This is a genomic window from Paenibacillus lactis, assembly GCF_017873605.1.
In the GTDB taxonomy this organism is placed as follows: Bacteria; Bacillota; Bacilli; order Paenibacillales; family Paenibacillaceae; genus Paenibacillus_AQ; species Paenibacillus_AQ lactis.
In genome coordinates this window covers 77,624-103,951 of the sequence record NZ_JAGGKI010000009.1, presented here as the reverse complement: position 1 = coordinate 103,951, position 26,328 = coordinate 77,624, and the positions used below count along the sequence as shown (strand labels likewise).

Annotated in this window: 20 protein-coding genes and 1 pseudogene; 12 read left to right on the top strand and 9 right to left on the bottom strand. The window is 50.7% G+C overall.

Going from position 1 to position 26,328, the window contains the following annotated elements; translation table 11 throughout:
• Window positions 1-18: 18 nt before the first annotated feature.
• The 3 genes from J2Z18_RS17435 (at window position 19) to J2Z18_RS17425 (ending at window position 3,282) form a co-directional block, all read left to right on the top strand.
• A complete protein-coding gene (locus J2Z18_RS17435; RefSeq protein ID WP_210095101.1) occupies window positions 19-1,050 on the top strand; it encodes a Gfo/Idh/MocA family protein in 1,032 nt (343 codons plus the stop codon).
• 308 nt (window positions 1,051-1,358) lie between these two features.
• Complete coding sequence (locus J2Z18_RS17430) at window positions 1,359-2,636, top strand: MFS transporter (RefSeq protein WP_007128615.1); 1,278 nt, start codon at window positions 1,359-1,361, stop codon at window positions 2,634-2,636.
• A gap of 106 nt (window positions 2,637-2,742) precedes the next feature.
• On the top strand, window positions 2,743-3,282 hold the full coding sequence (locus J2Z18_RS17425) for a winged helix-turn-helix domain-containing protein (protein WP_244152653.1): 540 nt from the start codon (window positions 2,743-2,745) through the stop codon (window positions 3,280-3,282).
• An 81-nt stretch (window positions 3,283-3,363) separates the two neighbouring features.
• On the opposite strand, the gene J2Z18_RS17420 is transcribed toward J2Z18_RS17425, so the two are convergent.
• The gene (locus J2Z18_RS17420; RefSeq protein WP_007128613.1) at window positions 3,364-3,918 is read right to left on the bottom strand and encodes a TraR/DksA C4-type zinc finger protein; all 555 of its coding nucleotides are present in this window, start codon (window positions 3,916-3,918) and stop codon (window positions 3,364-3,366) included.
• A gap of 224 nt (window positions 3,919-4,142) precedes the next feature.
• Between J2Z18_RS17420 and J2Z18_RS17415 the strand changes: the two genes are divergently transcribed.
• Window positions 4,143-4,520 (top strand): DivIVA domain-containing protein, encoded by a 378-nt coding sequence (locus tag J2Z18_RS17415; RefSeq protein WP_007128612.1) that lies wholly within the window; start codon window positions 4,143-4,145, stop codon window positions 4,518-4,520.
• A 115-nt stretch (window positions 4,521-4,635) separates the two neighbouring features.
• Here J2Z18_RS17415 and J2Z18_RS17410 read toward each other — a convergent pair whose 3' ends face one another.
• On the bottom strand, window positions 4,636-5,223 hold the full coding sequence (locus J2Z18_RS17410; protein ID WP_007128611.1) for a cupin domain-containing protein: 588 nt from the start codon (window positions 5,221-5,223) through the stop codon (window positions 4,636-4,638).
• A gap of 214 nt (window positions 5,224-5,437) precedes the next feature.
• Between J2Z18_RS17410 and J2Z18_RS17405 the strand changes: the two genes are divergently transcribed.
• The 4 genes from J2Z18_RS17405 to J2Z18_RS17390 all read left to right on the top strand — a co-directional run bounded on the left by J2Z18_RS17405 (window position 5,438) and on the right by J2Z18_RS17390 (window position 11,550).
• On the top strand, window positions 5,438-8,131 hold the full coding sequence (locus tag J2Z18_RS17405) for a CHASE3 domain-containing protein (RefSeq protein ID WP_040738169.1): 2,694 nt from the start codon (window positions 5,438-5,440) through the stop codon (window positions 8,129-8,131).
• A gap of 246 nt (window positions 8,132-8,377) precedes the next feature.
• Window positions 8,378-9,265: a BglG family transcription antiterminator gene (locus J2Z18_RS17400; protein WP_007128609.1), complete on the top strand. Its 888-nt coding sequence runs from the start codon at window positions 8,378-8,380 to the stop codon at window positions 9,263-9,265.
• Window positions 9,265-9,762, top strand: coding sequence for a PTS sugar transporter subunit IIA (locus J2Z18_RS17395; RefSeq protein ID WP_007128608.1), 498 nt, complete (start codon window positions 9,265-9,267; stop codon window positions 9,760-9,762). The genes J2Z18_RS17400 and J2Z18_RS17395 overlap by 1 nt, the downstream gene beginning before the upstream one ends.
• Window positions 9,763-10,092: 330 nt before the next feature.
• Entirely contained in the window at window positions 10,093-11,550 is a 1,458-nt protein-coding gene (locus J2Z18_RS17390) for a PTS transporter subunit EIIC (protein ID WP_007128607.1), read from the top strand.
• 222 nt (window positions 11,551-11,772) lie between these two features.
• Here the strand turns inward: J2Z18_RS17390 and J2Z18_RS17385 are convergent, their stop codons facing one another.
• From J2Z18_RS17385 to J2Z18_RS17360, 6 genes and pseudogenes are all read right to left on the bottom strand, one after another.
• Window positions 11,773-12,885, bottom strand: a complete 1,113-nt coding sequence (locus J2Z18_RS17385) for a Ger(x)C family spore germination protein (protein ID WP_007128606.1) — start codon at window positions 12,883-12,885, stop codon at window positions 11,773-11,775.
• Between the two features lies 1 nt (window position 12,886).
• Window positions 12,887-13,981, bottom strand: coding sequence for a GerAB/ArcD/ProY family transporter (locus tag J2Z18_RS17380; protein WP_007128605.1), 1,095 nt, complete (start codon window positions 13,979-13,981; stop codon window positions 12,887-12,889).
• Window positions 13,974-15,307, bottom strand: a pseudogene (locus tag J2Z18_RS17375) (spore germination protein). Before J2Z18_RS17375 ends, J2Z18_RS17380 begins: the two are co-directional and overlap by 8 nt.
• A gap of 266 nt (window positions 15,308-15,573) precedes the next feature.
• Window positions 15,574-16,713 carry a Ger(x)C family spore germination protein gene (locus J2Z18_RS17370; protein WP_007128603.1) on the bottom strand — a complete coding sequence of 380 codons (1,140 nt, stop codon included), beginning with the start codon at window positions 16,711-16,713 and terminating at the stop codon, window positions 15,574-15,576.
• Window positions 16,710-18,116, bottom strand: coding sequence for a spore germination protein (locus tag J2Z18_RS17365; RefSeq protein WP_210095100.1), 1,407 nt, complete (start codon window positions 18,114-18,116; stop codon window positions 16,710-16,712). The genes J2Z18_RS17370 and J2Z18_RS17365 overlap by 4 nt, the downstream gene beginning before the upstream one ends.
• Entirely contained in the window at window positions 18,113-19,210 is a 1,098-nt protein-coding gene (locus J2Z18_RS17360; protein ID WP_210095099.1) for a GerAB/ArcD/ProY family transporter, read from the bottom strand. Before J2Z18_RS17360 ends, J2Z18_RS17365 begins: the two co-directional genes overlap by 4 nt.
• 211 nt (window positions 19,211-19,421) lie before the next feature.
• Between J2Z18_RS17360 and J2Z18_RS17355 the strand changes: the two genes are divergently transcribed.
• Complete coding sequence (locus tag J2Z18_RS17355; RefSeq protein WP_210095098.1) at window positions 19,422-20,801, top strand: amino acid permease; 1,380 nt, start codon at window positions 19,422-19,424, stop codon at window positions 20,799-20,801.
• On the opposite strand, the gene J2Z18_RS17350 is transcribed toward J2Z18_RS17355, so the two are convergent.
• Complete coding sequence (locus J2Z18_RS17350) at window positions 20,798-21,433, bottom strand: LysE family transporter (RefSeq protein WP_210095097.1); 636 nt, start codon at window positions 21,431-21,433, stop codon at window positions 20,798-20,800. The genes J2Z18_RS17355 and J2Z18_RS17350 overlap by 4 nt on opposite strands.
• 263 nt (window positions 21,434-21,696) lie before the next feature.
• Between J2Z18_RS17350 and J2Z18_RS17345 the strand changes: the two genes are divergently transcribed.
• The 3 genes from J2Z18_RS17345 to J2Z18_RS17335 all read left to right on the top strand — a co-directional run bounded on the left by J2Z18_RS17345 (window position 21,697) and on the right by J2Z18_RS17335 (window position 26,327).
• Window positions 21,697-22,206, top strand: coding sequence for a metallophosphoesterase family protein (locus J2Z18_RS17345; RefSeq protein ID WP_210095096.1), 510 nt, complete (start codon window positions 21,697-21,699; stop codon window positions 22,204-22,206).
• 120 nt (window positions 22,207-22,326) lie between these two features.
• Complete coding sequence (locus J2Z18_RS17340; RefSeq protein ID WP_210095095.1) at window positions 22,327-23,229, top strand: DUF72 domain-containing protein; 903 nt, start codon at window positions 22,327-22,329, stop codon at window positions 23,227-23,229.
• 221 nt (window positions 23,230-23,450) lie between these two features.
• Window positions 23,451-26,327 carry a 2-oxoglutarate dehydrogenase E1 component gene (locus J2Z18_RS17335; protein WP_210095094.1) on the top strand — a complete coding sequence of 959 codons (2,877 nt, stop codon included), beginning with the start codon at window positions 23,451-23,453 and terminating at the stop codon, window positions 26,325-26,327.
• Window position 26,328: the final 1 nt, after the last annotated feature.

The following is a 26,328-nucleotide window of genomic DNA, read 5'->3' as shown; positions in this document are numbered from 1 at the left end:
CGAAGGAGGAATGGCCATATGAGCAGGAAATTGCGATTCGGAATTATGAGCACCGCTCGGATTGCACGAAATGCCATGATACCTGGCATCCTGAAATCGGAACGCTGTGAGGTGAAAGCGGTCGCAAGCCGCAATAAAGAGAAGGCGGCCGAGCTCGCCAAGCGCTATCATATTGATCGACATTACGGTTCCTACGACGAGCTTCTGCATGACCCCGATATTGACGCGGTTTACATTCCGCTGCCCAATCACCTTCATAAGATATGGAGCATTAAAGCTGCTGAGGCAGGAAAGCATGTGCTCTGCGAGAAGCCGGCTGCATTGACTGAAGCGGATGTCAGGGAAATGGCGGAGGTGGCCAAAGCCCATGATGTTCTGTTTGCTGAAGCGTTCATGTACCGCTATCACCCGAAGCATGCACGTGTACGCGAAATAATTGAGAGCGGTGAAATCGGTGAGCTTAGAGGCATCCACGGCTCATTTACTTTCAATAATGCGAGTGATAAAGGAAATGTCCGCTACAGCCAAGAAATGGGCGGAGGCTCGATTTACGATGTGGGGTGCTATCCGATTTCGGCTGCCCGAATGATCTATGGCCAGGAGCCTCGGGCCGTGACGGCCCACGCATTTTTCTCCGAAGAGCATGACGGCGTGGATATGATGGTGCATGGCATGATGGAGTTTGGAAGCGGGCTTGGGCTGACCTTCGAATGCGGGATGTGGACGTATTCCAGATGTTCGCTTGAGATCTCGGGAACCGAAGGAAGAATTGAGCTTCCTTGCGCATTCGGATGGGAACGCATGGAGCATATGTCCCAAATCTGCATTCATACCCCGAAGGGGAGCCGGGAAGAGAAGGTCGGCATATACAACCATTTTGCGCTGCAGGCGGATGCCATGGCTGCCGCGGTTATGGACGGTAGGCCATTGCCTTATGGACCTGACGATTCAATAAGGAACATCCGGGCGATTGAGGCCTGCCTTCGTTCCGCGCGAACGTCGTCGCGTATCGAAATCCCGCCGGTAGAGGACAAGCCATTCCATATATAATCAATAGATTTACATTCTTAAACCGCTGCATTGGCGGTTTATTTTTTTTGCCTATTGCATTCTTCTCCACAATCGATAAAATAAACTTAACGTTAAAAATATTTTAACGAATCCAAAATTTTTAACGTTGCCATTAAAGCGATTATTTTGCTTTTAAAAGGATTTTCTTGTGCTTTTAAAAAGATTTCTTGTGTTTTAAAAGGATTTTCTGGTGCCTTTAAAAGGAATTTCTTGTCCATGTTAAAGATTTTTACGGTGCCTGATTTAAAAGGGAAGTTATCAAATCGAAATCGAAGAGGAGAAAAAGTATGCAAAATGCCGCCGTGTTAGAAAAGAGAGGATTCAGCCAGCTTCTGAGCCATAGGCCGTATCTGTTGTATTTGACCGCCCAAGCGGTTACGCGATTTGGTGATTCGTTGGATTCCATCGCATACAGCTGGATGGTCTATATGCTGACAGGATCGGAGCTCTTAATGGGGTCGTTGTTTGCTTTTAATTTTGTGCCCGGGCTGCTGTTCAGTCTGTTTACCGGAACATTCGTCGATCGATGGGTGAAGAAGCGTGTACTCATCGTGATTTATCTGGGACGTGGTATCATGGTGTCCATTACAGCGGTTCTATTTGCCTTCGGACTCCTTGAAGTGTGGCATTTGTTCTTCATTACGTTTATCAACTCCACGCTGGAATGCTTTTCAAGACCCGCGGAAATGTCGATCGTGCCGAGACTGCTTCCTCATGATAAGCTGATGACCGGCAACTCCTTCTCCACATCGATCAGCCGCAGCGCCGAGTTAATCGGATTATCCGCAGCGGGGGCCCTCATCGCCCTGATCGGAATTTCGGGAACCATCTTGATCGATGCTTGTACTTTTATCTTCGCGGCGTTGATCATCGCATTCATGCCGAATCCGGAAGCCGCTGAGGCAGCAGCAGAGATAAGCGGAAGTCCTGCGGTTACTGAACCGGCGAAGAGGTCAGTGATCGGTGATATCCGGGAAGCGCTTGCCTTCGTCAAACAGCACGCTTTGCTTCTCATCACAACGGTGCTTGCAATGATCAACAATTTCTGTCTTGCACCCTTGAACGTGCTGCAGCCCGTGTACGTCAAAGAAACGCTGGGGGTAGGCGCAGGGGGAATGAGCGTATTGGGGAGTTCTCTTCTGATCGGGATGGTCTGCTGCGGCATCTGGATGGGACGCTACGGCAAGTCTTTCAAAAAGAGCACATTGATCATAGCAGGCTCCATTCTGCTTGGCCTTAGCTACTTCGCATTAGGCATCCCGGGCAATCTGCCGGCATTTCGGCTCGAAGCGGCTGCTGGATGTATGTTCCTGGCGGGCGTTGCCGTAACCATCTTAAATACTCCCATCTCGACTTACATCATGGAAGTGACGCCGAAAGCCCTCCTTGGGAGAGTCGGTGCGCTGATGTCGGTACTGTGTACGGCAGCCATTCCTGTCGGCAGCTTTATCACAGGGGTCATAGCGGAGCACCAACCGCCCCCAATCTTGTTTATGATTATGGGGATCGTCATGATGCTGCCCGTCATGTTTCTGCTCCGCAAGAAGAGCTTCCGTGCGATCTAGGTGACGATCTAAATGAATGACACGCTTTGTAATTTCGAGCTTCTAGGCCTATAATGAGAGGAACGAAATTTGCAAAGCTGAGGTGTTCGGTGTGGAGAGTAAGGATTTGACGACACTGGAAGAAATAAAAATATATTCGGATCCATATCGACTCCAAATTTTGAACGTACTTAACAAAATGGGCCGTCCGGCCACCGTTAAGGAAGTAGCGGACCGGATGGGGGATGTGCCCGCCAAAGTTCATTATCATATGAAAAAGCTGGAGAAAATCGAGCTGGTCAAGATTGTCTCGACCAAAGAGATTAATGGTATCATTGCAAAATACTACGAGCCATTTGCTGGTGCGATCCGGATCAAGCGCGGCAACGATACGGAAGAGCCGGTCATCAAGGAGCTGATCCGCTCCGAGACCAATAAGCTGCTGTCGGAGCTGTTCAATCAGAACAGGGAGCGGTTCTTTAAATACCTCAACAACGATGAAGAGTCAACTTCGATGCTGACGAATACGACGCTGTATATGACCGAAGATGAGGCCAGAAATCTGTTCAAGGAGCTGGATAAGCTGCTGGAGCCTTATAAAAATAAACGCAGCGAAGCGGATCAAGAATACGAGTTTTTTGCCACGAATATCCGTTCCATTGAGTAATATACCACAGCACAAAAGCTGGCACCTGTAGACCGTGCAGGTGTCAGCTTTGTCTTCTAATGCGGGAAAGATCGGCATAACCTAGTTCTTGTAATCGTCTTGTCCGGGTTTTACGGACATGGCCGGCGAAGTGGACGTGCCGTAATCGTTCACGGCGTCCCAAGCATCGGCGTCATCAAACCTGCCGCTCATACGCTGCCGGTTGATGCCTGCGCCTGATGGCGGAGCTGTCATGACATCCTCTTCAACCGGGCGGTCATCCGATAATGCCCGATTCGGTGCATGGTCGATGCAGTAGGCCGTGTAAGGCACTGCTTCCAGCCGTTGAAGCGGGATCTCTTGGCCGCATACGGTGCAATGCCCATACTCGCCGCGTTCCATACGAGCCAAGGCTGCATTGATTTGTTCCAGCTCCATGTGCTGCGATTCCTCGATGGCCAGATCGCGTCCGCGTTCGAACACTTCGGTTCCGGTGTCGGCCGGGTGATTGTCGGCGGCACTGAGCTCGCCGGTAGAATCCCGAAGGGATTCCCCGGATACGGAATCCGGATCGGAGAGCTGTTGCTCCAGACGCGCTTTGTCCTGAAGCATGCGCTGCTTCAATTGCTCATATTGTTGTTTCGTCTTGGCATTCATGATAGTCGCTCCTCTCGATCTGATGAAATGCTTCTTGTATGACAATACCCGAAATCGGGCCTGAACAATCATTTGGGATGATTCACGGCATGTCCATTCGTTTTTGGAACTTTCTCCAAAAAAGCCCCGGACAGTTTTAATCACGACGGCGAATATGATATAAAAAAAGATAGGGAGATACCGATTGCTTAAGTAGCCGTACCAATATTTGGAGGTAAATCACAATGGATGAACACATGAAACGCCGATTGGATAAACAGAAAAAGTTATTCCGGCAGCTTGGCATTCAACTGGACGCTTTGTCTATCCATGAGAAAGAATTCTCAACCAAGCTGCGTGGATACGACCAGCAGGAGGTGGATACCTTCCTGGACGAAGTGATCAAGGATTACGAACGTTTTTATGCTACGATCTCGGATCTTATGGATAAATGGCAGGAGCAGCAAATTATTATTAGGGATTTGAAGGCGGGAGTAAAGCCCGAGCCCGAGCGGCCCTTGCTGGATCCTGTGGAACTGGAAGAGACGGTGGCCAGACTGGAGGCGGACTTACGCATCCTGAAGAAGCAAATCCGGCCGGAGCAACGCTTTTATATTGACTAAGGGCCACCCCCGGCGGTCAGCATCAGCTTGATCCTGCTGTGACGCCATGGTCTAGATTTTCCTTACATAATACGAATACTTTTCATGAAAAGAACCACAAACAGCCGATGAACGGCTATTTGTGGTTCTTCTTGTTGGATCTCGGGATGAAGAGTGCGGGGGGCGCCGGCGCTGATGAGGCTTGCGACTCCCGGACTTCAGGCGGGCTCATAAGCGGGACCGGTGATGGCAGCGGGTGTTCCTTGACGGGATGCTTCTCGGCGGACAACCCGTCGTGTGAAGACAAGCTCCATATCCTTGCCGCTTCCACCTGATGCGGGTTGCTCGTCCGGTAAACAAGCAGAAGAATGGTACCTGAAGCAAAGCCCGTAATCCAGTGAAGCCATCCGATCGGAGCGTGAGCCACTTGTCCGGACGTCAACAAATATGAACGCTCCTGCATTCTGTCCGGATCGTGGAGATGGTAGCTGATTTCTCCTTGAATCACGTAGCATAGCTCATCGGTATCCGGATGCCAGTGGGGAGGAAGGCCGCCGCCGCGATCCAGATGAATTTCGGACATGGCCATTCCCCGCAGCAGCGGAAGCTGCGCCGAAGATACGTCCGCACGCCCCCTTCCCGAAGGGCTTTCGGCAATACGTCTCGGATGGTAAACATGCCTGGTTGGAATCATGTCGCTTTCAGGCGAATGATGGTTGGTCACACGAATAAGCCTCCTTATGCGCAACAGCCGAAAGAGCGGCTGGAACACGGCCAGCATGGTTTACAGTGGCTGCGAACGATCTAAATCTGACTGCCTACGACTAAAGTAACATTGCCGTTTTCCAAGCAGGTTTTGCCTTGTAAACCATTTTCATAACAATTACTATGATGATAGGGACAGACTTATTCTGATGAAGATGGGGGAGATTGGCTGTTTGTCGAACAACCTGAAAATCAACATACGCATCAAGATCGTTTTAGGATACTTGCTGATCTTACTGTGTCTGGGAGCCTTTTTATGGATCGTCTCGGATCGCATCTCCTCCTTGCAGCAAGAAGCGGATTTTATCGAGCAGCATGACATCGAGGTCCACAATCTAACGCATGAGATCGAGAAGAATATGCTGGAGATGGAAACCGGCCAGCGGGGGTATGTCATTACAGGGGACGAGGATTATCTCGAACCGTTCAATAATGCGTTAACCGCATGGCAGATCAACTACAATAAGCTGTACCAGCTAATTAGCGACAATGCCGAGCAGGCGAATCATCTCGAGAATATCAAGGAAAACATCAAGGAATGGATACAAGTAGCAGGCCAACCGGCCGTTCAATTGAAGCAGCTTGGGCACGATGAGGAAGCCCTCCACTTCTTCATCAATGATCCCGGACAGCAAGCGATGGATTCGATCCATGACATGTTCTTATCCTTCCGTAAAACGGAGCGTGAGCTGACCGCCGCCCGCATCGATGACATGAGACATAGCAATACCAATCTGCTGTATACGATGTATGCATTATGGGCAGGGGCTGCTTTCATTACGATCGGGGCCGCCTGGTTCGTCTCCAAGAGCATTGTAAGGCCAATTTTGCAGGTGACGCATATGATTTCGGATATCGTCAAGGGAGGCAGTCTCGCGCAGCGAGTTCAAGTTCATTCCCATGATGAGGTTCGCAAGCTGGCGGATACGACCAATGAGCTGCTGGCGTTGGTCAGCAGGCAAAATTGGGCGAAGGACCATGTCAACGTCATGTCCACACTGCTGCAATCTGCGGATAAGGTGGAGACGGCCTCCCGTTTTTATATTCATAAGCTGGCTTCTATTCTAAATCTGCCGTATGGTGCGGTATTTATCGTTCGCAAAGGTCCGGAGCTGGTCAAGGCAGCCGCATTCGCTGATCCTGACGGTGAACCGTGGGATAAGGTGCGAGACCGCTTCCTCCCTGGCGAAGGCTTGGTAGGGCAGTGCATGCTGGAGAAGCGGATGATCATCCTCGATGATATTCCTCCAAACTATGTGCGGATCGAATCCGGGCTTGGCGATGCGGAGCCCTCCACGCTGCTCCTGGCTCCCGTTCTCTTCGAGGATAAGGTGCTCGGCGTGATTGAGCTGGCCATGTTCCGGCCGCTTGATGCGCTGGAGATGCAGCTGCTGGAGCAGTTAACCCATCAGCTGGGCATCTCGCTGAACTCGATTCGCAGCAAAATGGAAATCCAGCAGCTGTACCATGAATCGCAGACATTGAATGAGGAGCTGCAGAGCCAGACCGAAGAGCTGCAGACCCAAACGGAAGAACTGCAAACCCATACGGTTGAAATGCAGCTGCTAAACGAGAAGCTCGCAACCCAGAAGGAAGCGGCGCTCATTGCCGCGCAAGAGCTGGAGAATTACGCCAAGGAGCTCGAGCAGAGCTCGAAATATAAATCGCAATTTTTGGCGAATATGTCGCATGAGCTTCGAACACCGCTGAACAGCATGCTCATCCTCTCGCAGATTTTATCCGAGAACAAAAACGGAAACTTAACGGAAGAAGAGCAGCACTATGCTTCAGTCATTCATAACTCAGGCAGTGAATTATTGAACTTGATCAATGATATCCTCGATCTATCTAAGGTTGAGGCAGGCAAGATGCAGATTGATATGGATTTGGTCAATCTCACGGAGCTTCCAGAGCAAATGAGGGGATATTTCGCCAAAAGCGCGGAGTCGAAAAATTTGGACTTCGTGATCGAAATGGACGACGACTTACCGGATATCATCTACAGCGACGGGCTGAGACTGCATCAAATTCTTCGTAATCTGTTGTCCAATGCAATCAAGTTTACCGAGAGCGGCCGTGTACGACTGCACGTGTCGAAGATGAACTCCATCGTGACTTCCGATTTCATGATCACCGGAGAAGCGATTGCCTTCTCGGTGGAGGATACGGGAATCGGTATTGCCTCGAATCAGCTTCATTCGATCTTTGAGGCGTTTCACCAAGGGGAAGAGATGACGGCGCGCAAATTCGGAGGGACGGGTCTCGGACTCTCGATTTCCCTTCACCTGGCCAAGCTGCTGGGCGGTTATATCACCGTCGAGAGCGAGGAGGGCAAGGGGAGCACATTTATTTTATACCTTCCGCTCGTAACGGATTCCGAGACGGTCGAAAGCCTCTTTATTATGCCTGAGGCTGCTGCAGCCCGGAGTGAGGAGATTCTGCAGGACTATCAGACGACCGGAGTTAAGGAGCCGGAATGTCTAAAGGAACTAGAGCACAAAACCGTGCTGATCGTGGATGACGATATCCGCAATGTGTACGGATTGACCAATGCGCTTGAGAATCTTCACATGACCGTATACACGGCTCAGAACGGATATGAATGTCTGGAGCTTCTGGAAAAGCATCCGGAGATCGATTTCGTTCTGCTCGATATCGTCATGCCGGAGATGGACGGAGTGGAGGCATTGAAACGAATTCGAAGCAATCCCGATTGGGCGGACCTGCCGATCATTATTATGACCGCAAGGGCGATGGACCGGGATCAGTATCTGGGATACGGGGCGAACGGTTATATTATGAAGCCGGTACGTATGGAGAAGGTCGTTGCCGCAATCAAAGAATTAACCGGGGACCAAGGAGCCTGAAGGCGCCGGGCTCTAATCGTGTCCGGGGCCTTCAGAAAACATGTGCGTTCTTGTCGCATGTTGACGAATGCATTGCGCTTGATTTATGATGGAGTCATAACTAGACGGTAGACGGCGTGTTACCTTAACAGGGCATGAGCCAAGAAGAGACATCCTTCGGGGACGTCTTTTCTTGGCTTATTTAATATGCTGCCCATGCATCCTTTCGAGGCTCTTTTGTTAAACTTTAAGGAAAGGGGGAAGTCTATGAGCGGGCTCGAATCGTTTACGGTTATTCGCGTCATCGGTAACAATGTCGTCATGGCAACCGGCGGCAAGAAAGAATCCGAATATGTGATCCTTGGCAAAGGAATCGGTTTCGGGATCAAAGCTGGAGCGGAAATTTCTGCAAGCGATTCCCGGATCGAGAAGCTTTTTAAGCTGGAAGACCGCGAGCAATGGAGCCAGGCCCATCATTTGCTCGAGGAATTTGATCCGTTGGTGATGGACATTACCGATCAGATTCTGAATATGATTGTGCAGGAATTCCCGGGTACTTTAAACGACAAGGTCTACTTGGCTTTGCCAAGCCATATCCAATTTACCGTCTATCGGATCCGAAAAGGGATGGATATCATCAACCCTTTCCTCGAAGAGACCCGAATCAGCTTCCCTAAGGAATACGAAATTGCTGTCAAAGCGGCAGAGCTTATCGGACAGGCCTTTCATATCACCGTACCGGAGGATGAGATTGGTTTCTTGACCTATCACGTTTATTCGGCGGTCAGCCATGTGCCTGTAGGCCATCTCGTGAAGGCTTCCAATGTGGTGGGTGCACTTGTGAAGCAAATCGAGACAAAGCGACGGATCCGATTCGACCGGGGAAGCATGGATTACGTGCGGCTGCTTATGCACCTTCGCTTTTCGGTCGACCGTATATTGAATCAGGATGTAAATGTCGATAACCCGTTTGCGGAGCAGATCCGCGCAAAATTTGCGGATGAATATGAATTGGCCAAAGAGCTTGCTGCCATGATGGAGCGGGAGCTTGGCAAGGAAGTGCCGGAAGCGGAGGTCTGCTTTTTGGCCATGCATCTTTATCGCCTGTTTACGGGCCGATTGCAGCAGAAGAATCAACTCAAGGAGGAATCATAATGTTTGGTTGGAAGAAGAAGAAGACCGCTACTGCTATTCAGGTGAAAGCTCCATTATCCGGAAAGGCCGTTCCGTTGTCGGAGGTGCCGGATGAGGCGTTTGCAGCTGGACATATGGGTAAGGGCATTGCAATCGAGCCATCGGAGGGGCGTTTGATCGCTCCATTTGACGGAACGGTGGCGCATGTCATTAAAACGAAGCATGCGGTAATGCTGGAAGATCCAGCAACCGGCTTGCAGTATCTCTTTCATATCGGCATTAACACCGTCGGTTTGAAGGGAGAGGGCTATACCAGCCATGTGAATGTCGGGGATTCGGTGAAAGCCGGCCAAACGCTGATTGAATTCGATATCGAGGCCATCAAGGCGGCGGGTTATCCAACCGTGACTCCGATCATTGTTACGAATGCTGATGAATTGTCGGCTTCCGTGGAAGGACATACAGGAAATGTGACTGCAGGCACGGATCCCGTACTCAGCATCACCCTTAATTCCTAAAAAGAATATTTTTGTTATTGACAATATGGGAAGCCTGAATTAAGATTACAACATCAAATGAATACGTTTTAAGGCGTGTTACCATGGACATGGGCATGAGCCAAGAAGATGTGGACGATATTGTATATTCGTCAATCTTCTTGGCTTTTTTTGTCGGAATTGAATTTCATGCTGCCTTAAAATGATGAATACATGAGGCTTGCGAGGAGGAGGATTTACCCGAAGTTTTTTCTTTCCAGGATGGAAGGGGAAAAATAATTGTTCATTCGACGCATTATGTAAACGTTTTCAGAACAATGCTAAATTATTGAAGTTGAAAGGATGATTGACATGCTGGCTAAATTGCAAAAGCTGGGTAAGTCTCTTATGCTGCCGGTGGCCACATTGCCTGCAGCAGGGATTTTGCAGGGGCTTGGATTGATCGACTATCAAAAGGATATACCTTTGGGAGCTCTCGGAGCTTTTCTGAATCAATATGTAACTCCGTTCATGACTTCCGGGGCCCTTGCGATTTTGGATAATCTGCCGATTATCTTTGCGATCGGGGTTGCGATCGGATTCGCCGGGGACGCTGTTGCGGCTCTTTCCGCCCTTATCGGGTACATGGTGCTAACGAGAGTGCTGGAAAAAGTTCCGCTGCAAATGCCGTTTATACCGGATGACGTGAAGCTGAATATGGGCGTGCTTGGCGGATTCTTTGTCGGTCTGTGGTCTGCCTACCTGTATGGCAAATTCCACAAGATTAAAATGCCGGACTGGCTAGGCTTCTTTGCAGGTAAACGCTTTGTTCCGATTATCACGGCAGCCTCCACGATGGTGCTTGCGGTGCTGATCGGCATGATTTGGAGCCCAATCCAGGATGCCATTTCCGCCTTCGGCAACTGGGTTGTCGGTCTTGAAGGCATTGGATCGTTCATTTTCGGTACAGCCAACCGCTTGCTGATCCCTCTGGGTCTGCACCACGTATTAAACTCCATCGCCTGGTTCCAGATTGGGGATTACACCAATGCCGCGGGCGAAGTCGTTCACGGCGACCTGTGGCGTTTCTTTGCGGGAGATCCGACGGCCGGGATGTTCATGTCCGGTTTCTTCCCGATCATGATGTTTGCGATGCCTGCTGCGGCACTGGCCTTTATTCATACAGCCAAGCCGTCCAAACGCAAGCTCGTCGGCTCGATCTTTATCGGTTCGGCAGTAGCATCGTTCCTGACGGGGATCACCGAACCGCTTGAATTTGCGTTCATGTTCGTTGCTCCGGTATTATATGTGGTGCATGCGATTTTGACAGGTCTTTCCGGATTGATCATGTACGTCCTTGATGTCCATCTGGGCTTCTCATTCTCGGCGGGCTTGATCGACTACCTGGTGAATCTGAAGCTGTCTACCAACGCATGGCTGCTCCTGCCGGTAGGCTTGGCTTTCGGCGTGGTATACTATCTGCTGTTCAGAATCCTGATCGTCAAGCTGAACTTGAAAACGCCTGGACGCGAGGATGATGGCGAGGAGACCGAAAGCGCTGAAGGCGCAGGAGGTGCGGTTGCCGGTAATGACAGCCAGGCTGCCAAGGTGCTGGCTAACATCGGCGGCGAGGACAATATCGTTAGCGTCGATGCTTGCATCACCCGGCTTCGTCTTGTGGTTAAAGACGACAAGGCCGTGAACGACTCCGCTTTGAAAACGCTCGGCGCAGCCGGAGTCATGCGACTCGGCCAAGGTGCGGTTCAGGTTGTGTTCGGACCGAAATCGGAACAACTGAAGGATGAGATCAAAAACATGACAGGGAAGTAACTTGATGAATGAAGCACCAAAGAAGCGGGGGGAGTTAACCCGCTTCTTTTTATATATTCAAAGCTCCACGGTATTCACTTCTCTGCGCTCCCACCAAGAGAGAAGACTTTCATTAACATCAATCTTACGTAAACATCAATCTTATGTAGGGATGCCCGATTCATTTCCCGCTTGTCCTCCAAAAGCTCATCTCGGATGTGCTAACCCCATCGATGTTAAAACTCACAAATGCTTAAGATTGCCCCGATTTTCGACCACGGTCGTTATGCGCAGCTTGAAATCCAGGTTGGGATAGTATCCTGATCTCCAATCCTGAAGCTGTTCCCGAGTCAAGTGCTTTCTGAAGTATTGTCCCAAGGCCAATATATCGGCTTGTTCTTTTTGCGTTTTCCGAAACATCTTATTCAGCCTGAGGGTGAGGAGCTCTTCGAGTTTTTCTTTGATCTGCGTTTCTGTCGGATGTCCCCTGGAGTCCAGAATGGTAACCTTCAGCCTGAGATGGCTTCGAAGGTAAGGCTTGCCATCCTGAAGCCAGCTATGATGGGATAGCCGGTTGCTGGTGATTTGAACGGTGGCGCTATCCATGACCTCGATTTTGCCGAATGCGCTTTTTCCATAAAAGGCGTTGGCCACAAGCGTTTCATCGGTTCCGATTTGGCCTGTCATCCGTCCATTTTTGATGATGGCAGCGCCCAGGCATTCGATGCTTGTGGATTGGCCGGAACGAATGATCGGGACGATCACATCATGCGTATAGGAATGAATGCTTCGAAACATTTGCCATACGCGCGTGTCGGCCAATTGGGGGTTCCAGCCGGCATTTTTCTCGAAATAATCATAGATGATACTGCCGTTTTGCTCCGATTTCGCTTCCATGTCTGAGAAGAATTGATCCAGGGGTTGATCGCTGATGGCTAACAGCGTTTTGGAGGAGATATCCCTGGAGCGGTTAAAGGCGGATATAATATCCTCCATCCCTCTGCGGGCAACGTTTTTATCTGCAATAACGATCTTCAAATGCAGAAGATCCACCTGGGTCTCCATATTCATGCTTATATCATCGATGATGTCATTGATCGTGTCGCCGGTTTCCGAAACGATGTTGACCGAGCTCGTTTCATTCGTTGCCGGAATGTCCAGGAACACCTTATATTGATTCTCTTCAGTTAACGAAATGCCCATGATGACCGGAAGCGACCGATGGTTGATGTCCTTGGTATCCCAGCAGCCGGCAAGCAGGGGGACCGCTCCTACCAGTAATAGAATGAGCTTGATCGCCGTGCGGGGCTTAGCCGGGTTGTCCATATGCGAGTTGTTTATATCCGACTTATTCATATTAAGTAACCTCCGTTGTGCGGCTTGCTTTATGCTTGTGCCGCCATCCGATGATGAACGTGATCAGTGGAACGATCAGAAAAATATACATCCTGAGAGGTATGATCCACCCTTGCAGCTTCTTCAGGAAATCCCAGTTGGGAATAGCCATGGAAATGGCAAACAATCCGGCAGTCAGTACAATCAACAGGTAGAGATTCGGGATAACCGGAATTGCACGCTTCGTAAGCGTCAAGAGAATCCATAGCGTGACTCCCAAGTACAGCATGGCAAACGCCATCAGGCTCAACAGGAAAAAAATCGTGATCCGATCGAACAAGAGCCATGTAATATTCACGGTGTCGATGGTCATGAGCATGGGGAACTCGTACAATTCGGCGGTTGCTTGCCCAAAGGTCAGGAGCGGCAAATATACCGATAACAGGAACATGGGAAGCAGGAGGAGGCAGCCCAGCATCATTTTTTTTAGACTGATATGTATGGACGGAGGTAACAGCCCCAGAAAAAAGAAGCCGCCTGCATACACGAATAAACTGACCAGAAAATCGGGCTTGATTAAGAAATGGAAGGTCTGCTCGCGATCTATGATCGGCAGCAAATAATACCAGTCCACATTTTGAAAGCTGAGGCAGAGAACAAACAAAATGGGGAACGAAAACAGGATAACCAAGAGGACCCCGGTGCGTGCCATGCTGGCCATTCCTTGCCAGGCCATAAGAAAAGCAATGCCGATCAATAGCAGCTGGATCGCCCATAACGGCGTGCTCGATAAAAAGACCAAGGTCAGCATCTCCGAATACGCTCTCAGCGTTATGATGATCGCTATGCCAAAATAAAAGAAGACGGGAATCAACAACAGCCAAGTGAAAAAGGTTCCGGTGCTGCGGAACATATCCACGACGTTCTTCTGGGCAGTCCAGGTGAGCCCCTTCAGATAAACGTAAAGTGCAGCGGTATGGAGCGCATAGCTTATCCCTATTCCGATCCAGTGTCCCATGTCCATGGCTGTAAACAGATCGGACGGATAGAGAAAAAAGATAAGCCCCATATGACAAACGACGTATAAAATGGTTGCCTGATAACCGCTCTTATCCATTTCGCTCATCCTTCTTATTGAATGCAGGGAACGATAAGTAAGGAATGCCCATGCTTGTTTGTTGACCTAAGTAAGCACATACGACAACGATCCCGGCGAGAAGACCCAGCATGCCGTAGATGGCGGATAGGATAATCAGCACATATTTGAACACGCGTAAAGTCACCGAGTTCTGAAATCCGACAACCGTAGAGAAGCAATGGTTGTGCCTGCCAGAACGATAATCAGCAGATTGCTGACAAGTTTGGCGGATACGGCGGCCTGGCCCAAGATAATACCGCCAACCATCGTAATGGTGGGGCCGACGCTTTTGGGAAGACGCACACTCGCTTCCAGAATGAGCTCGAGAACAATGAGAAGCAAGAGTGTCTCGACAAAGGCAGGATAAGGGACATCCTGTCTGCTGTTTGCAATCGATAAGGCCAGCTGAAGTCTTAGAACCTCGGGATTGACGGATACCAGGGCAACATATAATCCGGGAATGATCGTAGCGATCAAGGCGCCAACGATTCTTAAGAACCGGATCAGGTACATGAAGGGGAGGGCGTAATTATAATCATCCTTCAAACAGAACATATCCATAATGAGACTAGGCAAAATAATCGCGAAAGGATAACGGTCTATCATGAGTACGATTTTGCCCTGTTGAAGGGAATGGGCCGCATTTTGCGGCATTTCCGTCATGTTGAAGTTGGGGACGAACGACCATGGGTTCACGCCCAGAATGTTCCCGAGCTGCTGAATATGATCAACCTCCTGGTCCCGTCCCGCCTTGATTTTCGCTTGAACGGAATGCAGTAACCGGGGGGCGACCCGATTCTCATGATAAATTAACAATAATGACTTAGGGCAATTCTTCCCGACTTTATAGGTCTCCACTTGCATGGAGCCTCCGGAGCAATGCTTTCGCAAAATGCCGATGTTCGTATTGATATCCTCCTGAAAAGCGCTGCTTGCTCCGTAAAGCGTATTTTCGGTCTCGGGTGAAGTAACGGAACGGGTGACATTTTTGGATATCGGAAGGACGGCGCTGCAAGTCCCGGACTTGGGTTCGAATAGGATCAGATTGCCCTTTATGATTTCAGGTACAATCGCTTCCAGCTTAGGCTCAATAAGCTTGCCCAATATTTTCAGAAGAGCAGCGGGCTGGAGTGAAGCATGGACCAGGTTTGAGGTTTGGGTTTGAAGGGACGCGATGCTCTGGGGCAGATCAACCAAAGAATCCAGACCGATGATCTGAACTTCATATTGCAGCAATCGAATTTCAACATGGAAATAATCGGCGTTTTCTTTAAAATAGGCAGCCAGGCTTTCTTTAAGTTCCATACCGAGATCACTCCCCCCGTCAAAACGATTAATAGATATCATTTCCATTGCAGCCACCAGTTTATGCATAATCCGCGTGTTGATGCACTCTACAGTCTTGGGGTAAGAAGCTGAGGCTGATCCCGAAAGCGAGGGAAAGCGCGAGAAATTCAAGCGAAGAGCCGATATGAAATGCGAGAAACCCTGTGCTTGTAAAAAGTGCAGGGTTTCTATAGCGGTTAAAAGCTACAAGATTTAAATTTTTGCTTCTATAATATATATCCGTTTTACCGGTTTATATTTTTGCGCTGACCCCAATAGCGAAGGCTTACTTGAACGTCAATCTCACGCAGCGATGCCTGATGCATTTCCCGCTTCTCTTTCCTCAGCTCGTCCCATAGCTTGGGATCGGCTCGGCGAAGCTGAAGGCCTAATTGATAGGGGTCGGCATGAATGGCTGCGGTTTTCAGGAAGGTATTCCGAATCTCCTCGCGGAGCGAAGCCTCAGTTAGCTTCTTCATTTCGCCAATGCGAGTCTTCTGATAAATATTTTGGACCATTCCATCAACGTTCAATTTGATCCGGTAATAGACCTCCTCTCCTTCGCGTATGATCTCAATGGCGGATTTCGGATTCTCCAGGTAGATGCTGCCAGCCGCTTTGATTCCGGAAAATACGACCAGGGAAGCGCGTGTCTCGGGCGTGGAGAGCCAGCGGATACCGGCGAGATCGGAACGTTGCATCCATCCCTTCAGGGTCTGATGCTGTATCAAAAATGCGCCGTTAACTTCAAGCAGCGGATGCTGCTTTAAATTTTCCGTCCAGTTTGCCGTGGTAATCTGGAGGGAAGGAAGAACGACGGTAGCCGCATCTTCACGATAGAGACGGATAAAGTTCACGAATTGGATCGGGCGGATGAACGAGAATTGCCGATAGCTCTCCTGCGGCTCATGGAGCAGCGAATGCAGCGGAGACAATTGGAAAAAAGGCGACACGGTAAACAGATCCTCCATCGAGTCCTTGGTTCCGTAGATCCATTTGGTATAGCGGATCTCTTGCGACCGGTTCGTCATATCGAATACTTGGGACAACCGTTCGGGCACCAGTACAGACTCGCCAAGCACCAACGCCGTCACATGCCCCCAAGAAATCCGCTGCTGGTTTGCCGTGTAAAGATCGATCAGCGCATCCGAGAGCGTGCTTCCGGTTCCCCTGCCGACCCAAATCGGTGCCGTTTCGGTCTGTTTTGTTCCTTCCTGTCTGGCAATCGTCGCAAAATCAAGCATCTGAACATAGATGATATACTGATCTTCCTTGTAATCGATTCCGAGCGCGGTAATATAATTGATGTCCTGGACCTCTTTGTTGTCCCAGCAGCCGGCAAGCAGCACGGACATGATGATGAAGAGGCAGAGAAGCTTCTTCATATCGCCCCGCCTTTCTTCCGTTTATCAGGGAGTCTCATCAGGTTTCGCACGACCTTGGACAAAGAGAACGGGGAGAAGGGAGCCAGAAAAGGCTGTCCGAACGGGCGATGGTGAGCCATATATTGGACGATAAAGAATACCGATACGAAGAAGCCGAATAGGCCGAGAATGGCAGATAAACCAAGGATGAAGTACCGCATAATCGTCTGTGTGACGACGAAATCCTCGTTGGTATGGGTTGAGCCGGCCACAAAGGACAGCGCACCGATCACCGTCATGGTCGGGGAGAAGAATCCGCCCCGTATCGCTGCGTCCCCGATAATGATGCCGGAAACGACCGTAATCGTTGAAGCGATCGGAGAAGGCATCCGTATGCCGGCTTCCCGAAGCAGCGTCAGCAGAAACAGAATGATCAGCATTTCGAATCCGGTTGGAATCGGAAGGCCGAGCCGGGTATTGGCGATCGTAGCTAGGAGCGGGAACGGGATCTGGTCTTGATGAAAGGACACAACCGTGATATAGAATCCCGGCAGCATGATGGAAATCAGAAAACCCAGCAGCCGTAGCAGTCTCCATGGAAAGACGTAGTAGTATGGCATTTGGGGATCCTCGGTCGCGAATAGAAGCTGCATGAGGCTGGCCGGCGCGACCAGAACGACCGGACTTCCCTGTATGATGATGATCAACCTGCCGCGCGTCAAGGAATCATAGGCCCGATCCGGCCGGCCGGTATAATCGAACATCGGCAGCACGCTGTACCGGTACGGAGATATATGCTCAGCCAGCTCTGCGATGCCGGTAGGCGATTCCCCATTGAACGATTGAAGCTTCTTGGTAACTTCATCCACCGTCTCAGGGATGACTTTATCTTTGAGATACATGATTCCAATAGAGGTTTTACTCCGGTCACCCAGCTCAAACACGGTAAAGACGAGATCTGTCGTTTTCATGCGCTTGCGTATGAGGGCTACATTGGTGTCCAATTCCTCGACGAATCCGTCCTTTGGGCCTTTGATCGAGGTTTCGGAGGAGCTTTCCTCCGGGGATCTTGAAATATTATTCGCCGCGCTAAATGAATACAGCTTATCGCTGCTCGGGAAATACAGCGCTACATCCCCTGAAAAAATATGATCTACAAGTGCATCCTCATCCGTTACTTGTTCCAGGCTAAGCTGCATTTTCAGCTCGGAGGGATCGAAGGCTTTGTTCTGATCGCTGCAAGCTTTCCATTTATCGTTGATGACGGGCAGAATGATTTTGGAGATCAACGCCGTGTCGCTCATATAGACGTTATAGATCAATATGGCCCAAGGCTGCTTGGCATCGTCGATACCAGGGAACGTTGAAATAAGGATATCGTCGCAATCGGCAAATCGTTCTTGTAGACTTTCCAAGGTTATCATGAAGAATTCTCTCCTTTCGCTGAGCTGTGATGCGGTTGTCTTCGAATCAGGAGGAACATGAGTACGCTCAGTACGGTGAGGTAGATGCTGGAGATCGGCAAGAAATAGTCGGCCATGACATAGTACATCTTCAGATTACTGATGGGCGATGCGCAGAGAATGATCATTAGCAAGGAGACTGCCAGTATACCGACGCTTCGCTTCGAAGGCGGCAGCAGCGTCTCGCACAGCAAATAAATCGATAGCGAGATGGAAATATAGGCTCCGCTCAGCCACTGGAAGATGGACAGAAAGTCGACATGCTCAACGAATTTGCCGAGCTTTACGAGGCGCCACTGCTCATAGGCCGGATAACGCTGCAGTTTCATCTCTTCAGGTCCGAATTCCGCAATGCCGCCTATCGTGGGACCGAATGTCAAGAACACTAGTACGGCGTGAATCGCAAGCACCGTCAGGAAACGAGGCTTTTTCTGAAGATACGGCCGAAGAAACAGGATCAATATAAACTGCGACAGCCCCCCGAACATGACCGGCAGACCCTTGAGGACCGGGGTGAAGCCATGCTCAAGTACCGGCATCAGATAGTGGTAGTTCTTCACTTTAAAATTTGCAACGGATACAAATATGCCAAGAAGTACGACGATGGGCAGCAGAATTCCCGCAGAGATGCCGACTGTCCGTAATCCTTGTCGCGCGGTTACCAGACATAGCAAGACCAGAATCAGGGACGTGGCGATGACGGGAGTCTGCAGCAAATAGGTGGATTTCGTCCAGTCGATCACTTCCTTGAGCGTGTAAAAGGCAAACGAGATGAAGTACAAAGCCGACATGCCCATGATAACCATTCGTGCACCCTTGCCGCTGCTCTCATCGATCGCCTGCCGGATGGTGCGGTCTCCAAGCTTACGGATAATGCCGTAAATCAGAAGCACCCATGGAAGAAACAAAACGGCGGAAACAAGAATCGTGATCCAGGCGTCCCGCCCCGATGTTTCAATGAGCACCGGAATGATCATGACGTGGTTCGTCAAGCCGGCTGTTAGCATCATCATCATAAATGCCTGATTCGTTGGAATTCCGCTTCCCCCTGACATGCTCATCCTCCTTACCGGCTTTTATACGGCTTAGAGTTCTCGGGAAATACCCAAAATATGCGATCTCATCCAATCATGGAGGGGGAAAAACGTCAATAGGCTGACCCTCTTGGAAGCCATAAATAGGGCGAGCGCCCGGTACATAAAGCCATTCGCAACCCTGCATAATAAGGTAAGCTTTTGTAGGACTACAAGATTGGGGGATGCTTGTGTGAGCAGAGGAAGGAAGTCAAGAAACAGAAAAGGCACGTTGAAATGGTGGCAGCTATCCCTCTTAGGCGTAGCATCGACTATCGGGACAGGTTATTTCCTTGGATCGGCGCTTGGTATCCGGGTTGGCGGGCCGGCGTTTCTCATCTCGATCGTGATAGCCGCCTGCGCCACGTATCTCGTATTCGATATGCTGGCACGAATGACGGCGGATGACCCGCAGCCGGGCTCCTTCAGAACATACGCAAAGCAGGCTTACGGCAGATGGGCGGGATTCTCGACCGGATGGATGTACTGGTGCGCGGAGGTGCTGATTATGGGGAGTCAGATGACGGCGCTATCCATCTTCTCGCGCTTCTGGTTTCCGGACATCCCGATGTGGATATTCGCTTGCGGCTATGCAGTACTCGGGTTGTTTGTCATATGGATCGGCAACAAGGGCTTTGACAGGCTGGAGAATGTGCTGGCCGTTCTGAAAATTGCGGCGATTGTCATGTTCCTGGCAATTGCCGCTGCGGCATGCTTCGGATGGCTTCGCGGAGGGGCAAGGCCGCAGCTTCCGGCGAGCTGGGGAGATTTTTTCGCAGCAGGGGGAAGGGGGCTGTGGGCATCCCTGATCTTTGCTTTTTACGCATTTGGGGGAATCGAAGTGATGGGGGTGATGGCCGTACGGTTAAAGAACCCGAAGGAGGCGCCGAAGTCAGGAAAGATCATGATTTTGCTGCTGTCCATCGTTTATATTATATCGATAGGGCTAGCCGTCATGATGGTGGCATGGAACCGTTTCTCTCCGGCCAAAAGCCCGTTTGTTGTAGCATTAGGGTCGTATAATCTTCCTTTCGTCCCGCATGTCTTTAATGCGGTCCTGATTATTGCAGGATTTTCGACGATGGTGGCATCGCTCTATGCCGTAACCACCATGTTGGTCACGTTATCGGAGGACCAAGACGCTCCGAAGGTATTTGCCAAAAAGAAAACCAGGCGAAAAACACCTGTGTTCGCGCTGGCGCTAACCGCAGCCGGGCTTGCCGTGTCGATCATACTGTCGCTCCTGATACCGGGCAAAATATATGAATATCTTACGACTGCCGCCGGCTTAATGCTGCTGTACAACTGGTTCTTCATTCTGGTTACGGCCGGGAAAATCATCCGGCTTACCGTATGGGGGCATATCAAACGCTTCGCCGGCATGCTGATGATCGCCGCAGGGGTAAGCGGCACCGCATTTCATCCGACGAGCCGCCCGGGGCTGTGGATCAGCTTCGGCTTTATTGTCATGATCGGCATCGTCGTATTGTTCATGCAGAGGGTTTGGAAGAAATCCGCCCAAGAATCCAAGAAGGCGGGCAAGCCCAAGCTGCGTCCGAAGCCTGCCCGTTAGAACAGCACGGGATACAGCAGCGACACCGCACGAATCCCGAAATACAAACCGAATACAACCAATGAGAGGCCAGAGAGCACGGAAATTACCGATATTGCTCTTTGGCTTAAATATTTTCGGAACATGCTGCTCACCATGGCCATGAAGAAATCCCACAAGACGACTCCTGAAATGACGGCAATACTGTAGACGAACAGCTGGCCTGTACCATTATCGGCCGCCGTCTTTGCCAGAATGGAGCCGTAGATCCCGAGCCAGAACAGAATGGTCATCGGATTGGAGACGGACATCAGGAAGCCGGAGACCAGCGTTTTCATAACCGATTCTCCGCCGCTCGTTGAACTGATTGTTACCTTCCTTGCATTGATGATGCTTTCTACGCCTGTATAGATGAGCACGAATGCACCGAACAGCCACAGGAATGTCTGCATGAAGGGGGTGCTCAGGAAATGAACGACGCCCAAATAGACGAGAATCATGTACAGGATATCCGCCAGCACGGCACCGATTCCAAACATCCAGGCATGCCAGAACCCTTTTTTGATCCCTTGGTCGAGCTGGGCTGCATTAATAGGACCAAGCGGCGCAGAGAGCGAGAGTCCCAATAGGATATAGCTGAATATCATGCTCATGACAACGATTTCCTCCCCTATTACGGTACCTGAATTTTCATATGGCTTGTACAGAAGATGGCTCGTACCATTCTATTCACGGGAATGCCCATCTAAGAACATTCATTTGAAAAAAACGAATCAAACGGCTGACCTGAAAACGTGGGGGCCGTTTTAACTTTTGCCGATTATTTTGATTCAGCAGCGGTTTTTGCTAGGATAGTAGGTAGCGATGCCTTCGATACCGTAAAGGGATCGAACCGGCAGTGAAGAGGAGGGAAATCATGAGCAGGCCTTACAAAATCGTCGTGGTATCGGATACCCATATACCCATGCGAAGCAAGCAGCTGCCCTCTCGGTTGTTGGAGGACTTGAAGGAAGCGCAGCTTATTTTGCATGCGGGCGATTGGTCGAGCTGGAATGTCTATGAACAGCTCAGCCGCTATGCTCCGGTCGAAGGCGTAGCCGGCAATACAGATCCGGAGGAAGTTATTTCGAAGCTGGGATACCAGAAGATCGTTGAGGTTCTTGGTCATCGGATCGGAATTGTGCATGGACACGGAAAAGGCGGGACGACGCCAGGACGCGCGCTGAAGGCATTTGAGGGAAGCAACGTGGATATGATCGTATTCGGTCACTCCCATATTCCGTATATGGAGTCGGTTCGGGGCACGTTGCTCTTCAATCCCGGCTCTCCGACGGATAAGCGAAGACAGCCTCAATATTCGCACGGCATCATTCGGGTTGCCGAAGGCCGCTTGGATGCGGGACATGTGTTCTATGACCGTACATAAAGAAGATTCAGTCATATACTGATGGTGAGTGATTCGGTTGCAGGCTTTTAATTCCGGACGTATCGGGTTAATAAATATGAGTCCTTGGTGGATGCAGATGATGCAAGTGAGAGGATGGCTATGGTAAAGGAAGAACAAATCGAGCGAAGAATCCAGATCGGCCTGTCCGGCTGGGGAGACCACGAGAAGCTGTACGATGATGGAGCGAAGGCTTCCGATCGGCTGGGCATGTACGCACGGCATTTTCCGATCGTGGAGATGGACAACTCGTTCTACGCGATTCCCTCCCCGGACCAGATGGACAAATGGGCCCAGACGGTGCCCGGCCATTTCGGGTTCATTGTCAAAGCCTATCAAGGCATGACCGGCCATGCCAGGGGCGGCACCTTATCGAAATATTCCAGCACGAGAAGCATGTTCGACGAGTTTCGGGCTTCGGTCCGGGTCCTTCAAGCAGCCGGCAAGCTGAGAGCGGTGCTGTTTCAATACCCGCCGTGGTTTGGCTGCGAGCGGAAGCATGTGGACATTTTGAAACGGACGCGGGAGTGGATGGAGGATCTGCCGGTCGCCTTGGAGTTTCGCCACCAGACCTGGTTCGCACCTGAATTCCGGGAGAAGACGCTGGATTTCATGCGAAGCGAGGGGTGGATTCACAGCATTGCCGATGAGCCCCAGGCGGGAATCGGATCGGTACCGGCCGTTCTTGCCGCAACCCGCGAGGATGCCGTCATGATTCGGATGCATGGCCGCAACGAGAAAGGGTGGCATACGGGCGGGCAGCCGAATTGGCGGGAAGTCCGTTATTTGTACAGGTACAATGAAGATGAGCTTGCGCAGTGGAGGGAATCCGTGCTGAAGCTGCTTGAGGAGACGAGCCAATGCTGGATTATCTTCAATAACAACTCGGGAGGCGATGCATCCGATAATGCGAAGCAGCTCCTTCGCATGTTTGGAATGGACAGCGGACCGGAGCCGATCAGACAGATGGATTGGCTGGCAGAGGATATTTTTACAGATAAATGACTTTAAATGTAAACGAAACAGGGAACTGGAAGCGGCTGTCCGAAATCGTCATAAAATTGACGCAAATCCATCTGTTTATTAGATCATTATTATATATAAAGGGTATTTTCGGTTCTGAGGTCAAGTGTATTATAATGAAATCGTAACAAAGTGTTTTGCGAATGTAAAAAGTGAAATTCCGTCCATGAACTATCAAAATAATCTGACGGAGGGAGTCAGCGATGAAGACCCTTGACAGTAAGGCAGTGGGACCATGGCAAAAATATCACGGTCCGAACCTGGGGTACATTCAAGATCAGTACGAGAAGTTTTTGCAAGACCCGCAGTCTGTGGAACCAGGATACCGTGAACTGTTCGCCAGCTGGGGACCGCCCCCTGCTTTGGAAAACAATGAAAAGAAAGCGGATTCGCAGGGACAAGGCGTAGGACTTGACCCGCAATTACTTAAGAAGAGCGTAGCCGCAGGTAAGCTGGTATGGAATATTAGAACCTATGGCCATTTGGCCGCCGATATCGATCCGATCGGCATCGGTGGAGAAACGGATACACGACTGCTTCAGCCTGAAAGCTATCAGTTAAGCCAAGCGGATTTGGCGGCCTTGCCTGCCGAGATCGTCTGGGAGGAGGCTCCTGGCGATGTCAAGAATGGTTGGGATGCCATCCAGCGGCTGCTGAAACTATATACTGGAACCATTGCATATGAATTTAGCCACATTCATGATGAAGAAGAACGGAAATGGCTCAATCAACAAGCAGAGTCCGGACGATTCCCGCTTAACTTGAGCGTAGAAGAACGGAAGGAGCTGCTGAAGAAGCTGCTGGAGGCCGAGCAATTCGAGGAATTCCTGCACCGTACCTTCGTTGGAGCAAAGCGCTTCTCGGTCGAAGGGAACGAAGCGCTGGTGCCGCTGCTTGACGAAATCGTCCAGCAATTAGCGGAAGTGGATGTCAACTCGATCCTTGTCGGCATGGCGCACCGCGGACGTCTGAACGTGCTTGCGCATATTCTCGGGAAGGACTACACCAAGATCTTCTCCGAGTTTATGCATTCGCCGAATAAGCATCTGGTGCCTTCCGAAGGCTCCATGGGCATGAATTACGGCTGGACGGGCGACGTGAAATATCACCTGGGCGCAGACCGTTACATGAAGAAGAACGAGGCACGCGAGGTTCGTATTACGTTGGCCAACAACCCGAGCCACCTGGAATACGTTAATCCGGTCGTTGAAGGGTACACGCGCGCGGCTCAAGAAACCCGCAGCGAAGCCGGCTATCCGAAGCAGGACGTCAACAAGGCGGTCAGCATTCAGATCCACGGCGACTCTGCGTTCCCAGGCGAGGGAATCGTGCCGGAGACGCTTAACTTCAACAAGCTGCCGGGCTTCCGTACCGGTGGAACGATTCATATTATCGTCAATAACCGGATCGGCTTTACGACCGAAGGGAAGGATTCGAGATCCACGCATTACGCCAGCGATCTGGCGAAAGGCTATGAAATCCCGATCATTCACGTTAATGCCGATGATCCGGAAGCATGTATCGCTGCTGCCCGTCTCGCGAGCGAATACCGCAACAAGTTCAAGAAGAGCATTCTGATCGATCTGGTCGGCTACCGCAAGTACGGCCATAACGAGACCGACGATCCTGAAACGACTCAGCCGCTGATCTACCAGAAGGTGAAGAATCACCCTACGGTCAGCACATTATATATGAAGAAACTGGTTGAAAGTCAGGTGCTGTCCCAATCGCAGGCTGACGAACTGAAGAACGCAGTGGTCGAGGTGCTTAAGGCTGCTTATGAAACCGTAAAATCGAAGGATTCGGTCGATTCGGTTCTGCTCGGCATCAACCCGGCCGATGAGAATTCCAAGAAGACAACGGCTACCAATGTATCCGCTGAACAGCTCCGTGCGATCAACCGCGAGCTTCTGCAATGGCCTGAAGGCTTCACGGTATATCCGAAGCTTCAGCGCATTTTGGAGCGCCGCAGCAGCGCGCTTGACGAAGGCGGGAAGGTAGACTGGGGTCATGCAGAGACGCTGGCCTTCGCGACGATTCTGTCGGACGGCAAGCCGATCCGGATTACCGGACAGGATGCCGAGCGCGCAACGTTTGCGCACCGGAACCTGGTTCTGCATGATGCCGCGAACGGAGATACGTTCTGCCCGCTGCACCGTTTGCCGCAGGCAAAAGCATCGTTTGCGATCCACAACAGCCCGCTTACAGAAGCAGCGGTTGTTGGCTTCGAATACGGGTATAACGTGTATTCGCCGGAGACGATGGTGATCTGGGAAGCGCAATACGGGGACTTCACGAACTGCGCCCAGGTTATCATTGACCAGTTTATCTCGGCCGGTCGTTCGAAGTGGAGACAGAAATCCAGCCTTGTCATGCTGTTGCCGCATGGATATGAAGGAAATGGTCCAGAGCATTCCAGCGCAAGACTTGAGCGTTTCTTGCAGCTGAGCGGGGAAGATAACTGGACGGTTGCTAACCTGACATCGGCAGCGCAATACTTCCACCTGCTGCGCAGGCAAGCGTCACTGACGGAAACGGACGATGCCCGTCCGCTCGTGCTGATGGCTCCGAAGAGCTTGATCCGCAATCCGCGCGTTGCATCGCCGGTTAGCGCATTTAGCGAAGGCGGCTTCCAGAAGGTGCTGGAGCAGCCAGGTCTCGGACAATCGCCGAAGAAGGTCGAACGCCTCGTGCTGTGCTCGGGGAAAGTGGCGATCGATCTGGACGAAGCACTTGACAAGCAGAAGGGCGAAGATCACTCTTGGATTCATATCGCGCGGGTGGAACAGCTGTATCCGTTCCCGAAAGAAGAAATTTCGCGCATTATGCAAAAGTTCCCGAATCTCAAGGAAATTCTGTGGGTTCAGGAAGAGCCGCAGAACATGGGCTCCTGGAGCTTTATGGAACCAAGAATCCGCGAAATCGCGCCAAGCGGCGTAGAGGTTCGTTACAACGGACGCCCTGAACGGTCCAGCCCGGCCACCGGATATCAGGATGTACATGCATACGAACAACAGACGATCATTACGTTTGCCCTTAATCGTAAAACTATAAATCAACAGATCTCATTGGGGAGGTAGC

Bases quoted from the DNA above. Each gene is read 5' to 3' on its own strand.
- J2Z18_RS17395 (WP_007128608.1), top strand. From the start codon at position 9,265: ATGTTTGGTTGGAAGAAGAAGAAGACCGCTACTGCTATTCAGGTGAAA.
- J2Z18_RS17370 (WP_007128603.1), bottom strand. From the start codon at position 16,713: ATGAAGAAGCTTCTCTGCCTCTTCATCATCATGTCCGTGCTGCTTGCC.
- J2Z18_RS17415 (WP_007128612.1), top strand. From the start codon at position 4,143: ATGGATGAACACATGAAACGCCGATTGGATAAACAGAAAAAGTTATTC.
- J2Z18_RS17350 (WP_210095097.1), bottom strand. From the start codon at position 21,433: ATGAGCATGATATTCAGCTATATCCTATTGGGACTCTCGCTCTCTGCG.
- J2Z18_RS17420 (WP_007128613.1), bottom strand. From the start codon at position 3,918: ATGAATGCCAAGACGAAACAACAATATGAGCAATTGAAGCAGCGCATG.
- J2Z18_RS17345 (WP_210095096.1), top strand. From the start codon at position 21,697: ATGAGCAGGCCTTACAAAATCGTCGTGGTATCGGATACCCATATACCC.
- J2Z18_RS17335 (WP_210095094.1), top strand. From the start codon at position 23,451: ATGAAGACCCTTGACAGTAAGGCAGTGGGACCATGGCAAAAATATCAC.
- J2Z18_RS17365 (WP_210095100.1), bottom strand. From the start codon at position 18,116: ATGATAACCTTGGAAAGTCTACAAGAACGATTTGCCGATTGCGACGAT.
- J2Z18_RS17360 (WP_210095099.1), bottom strand. From the start codon at position 19,210: ATGTCAGGGGGAAGCGGAATTCCAACGAATCAGGCATTTATGATGATG.
- J2Z18_RS17400 (WP_007128609.1), top strand. From the start codon at position 8,378: ATGAGCGGGCTCGAATCGTTTACGGTTATTCGCGTCATCGGTAACAAT.
- J2Z18_RS17385 (WP_007128606.1), bottom strand. From the start codon at position 12,885: ATGAATAAGTCGGATATAAACAACTCGCATATGGACAACCCGGCTAAG.
- J2Z18_RS17340 (WP_210095095.1), top strand. From the start codon at position 22,327: ATGGTAAAGGAAGAACAAATCGAGCGAAGAATCCAGATCGGCCTGTCC.
- J2Z18_RS17390 (WP_007128607.1), top strand. From the start codon at position 10,093: ATGCTGGCTAAATTGCAAAAGCTGGGTAAGTCTCTTATGCTGCCGGTG.
- J2Z18_RS17430 (WP_007128615.1), top strand. From the start codon at position 1,359: ATGCAAAATGCCGCCGTGTTAGAAAAGAGAGGATTCAGCCAGCTTCTG.
- J2Z18_RS17435 (WP_210095101.1), top strand. From the start codon at position 19: ATGAGCAGGAAATTGCGATTCGGAATTATGAGCACCGCTCGGATTGCA.
- J2Z18_RS17380 (WP_007128605.1), bottom strand. From the start codon at position 13,981: ATGGATAAGAGCGGTTATCAGGCAACCATTTTATACGTCGTTTGTCAT.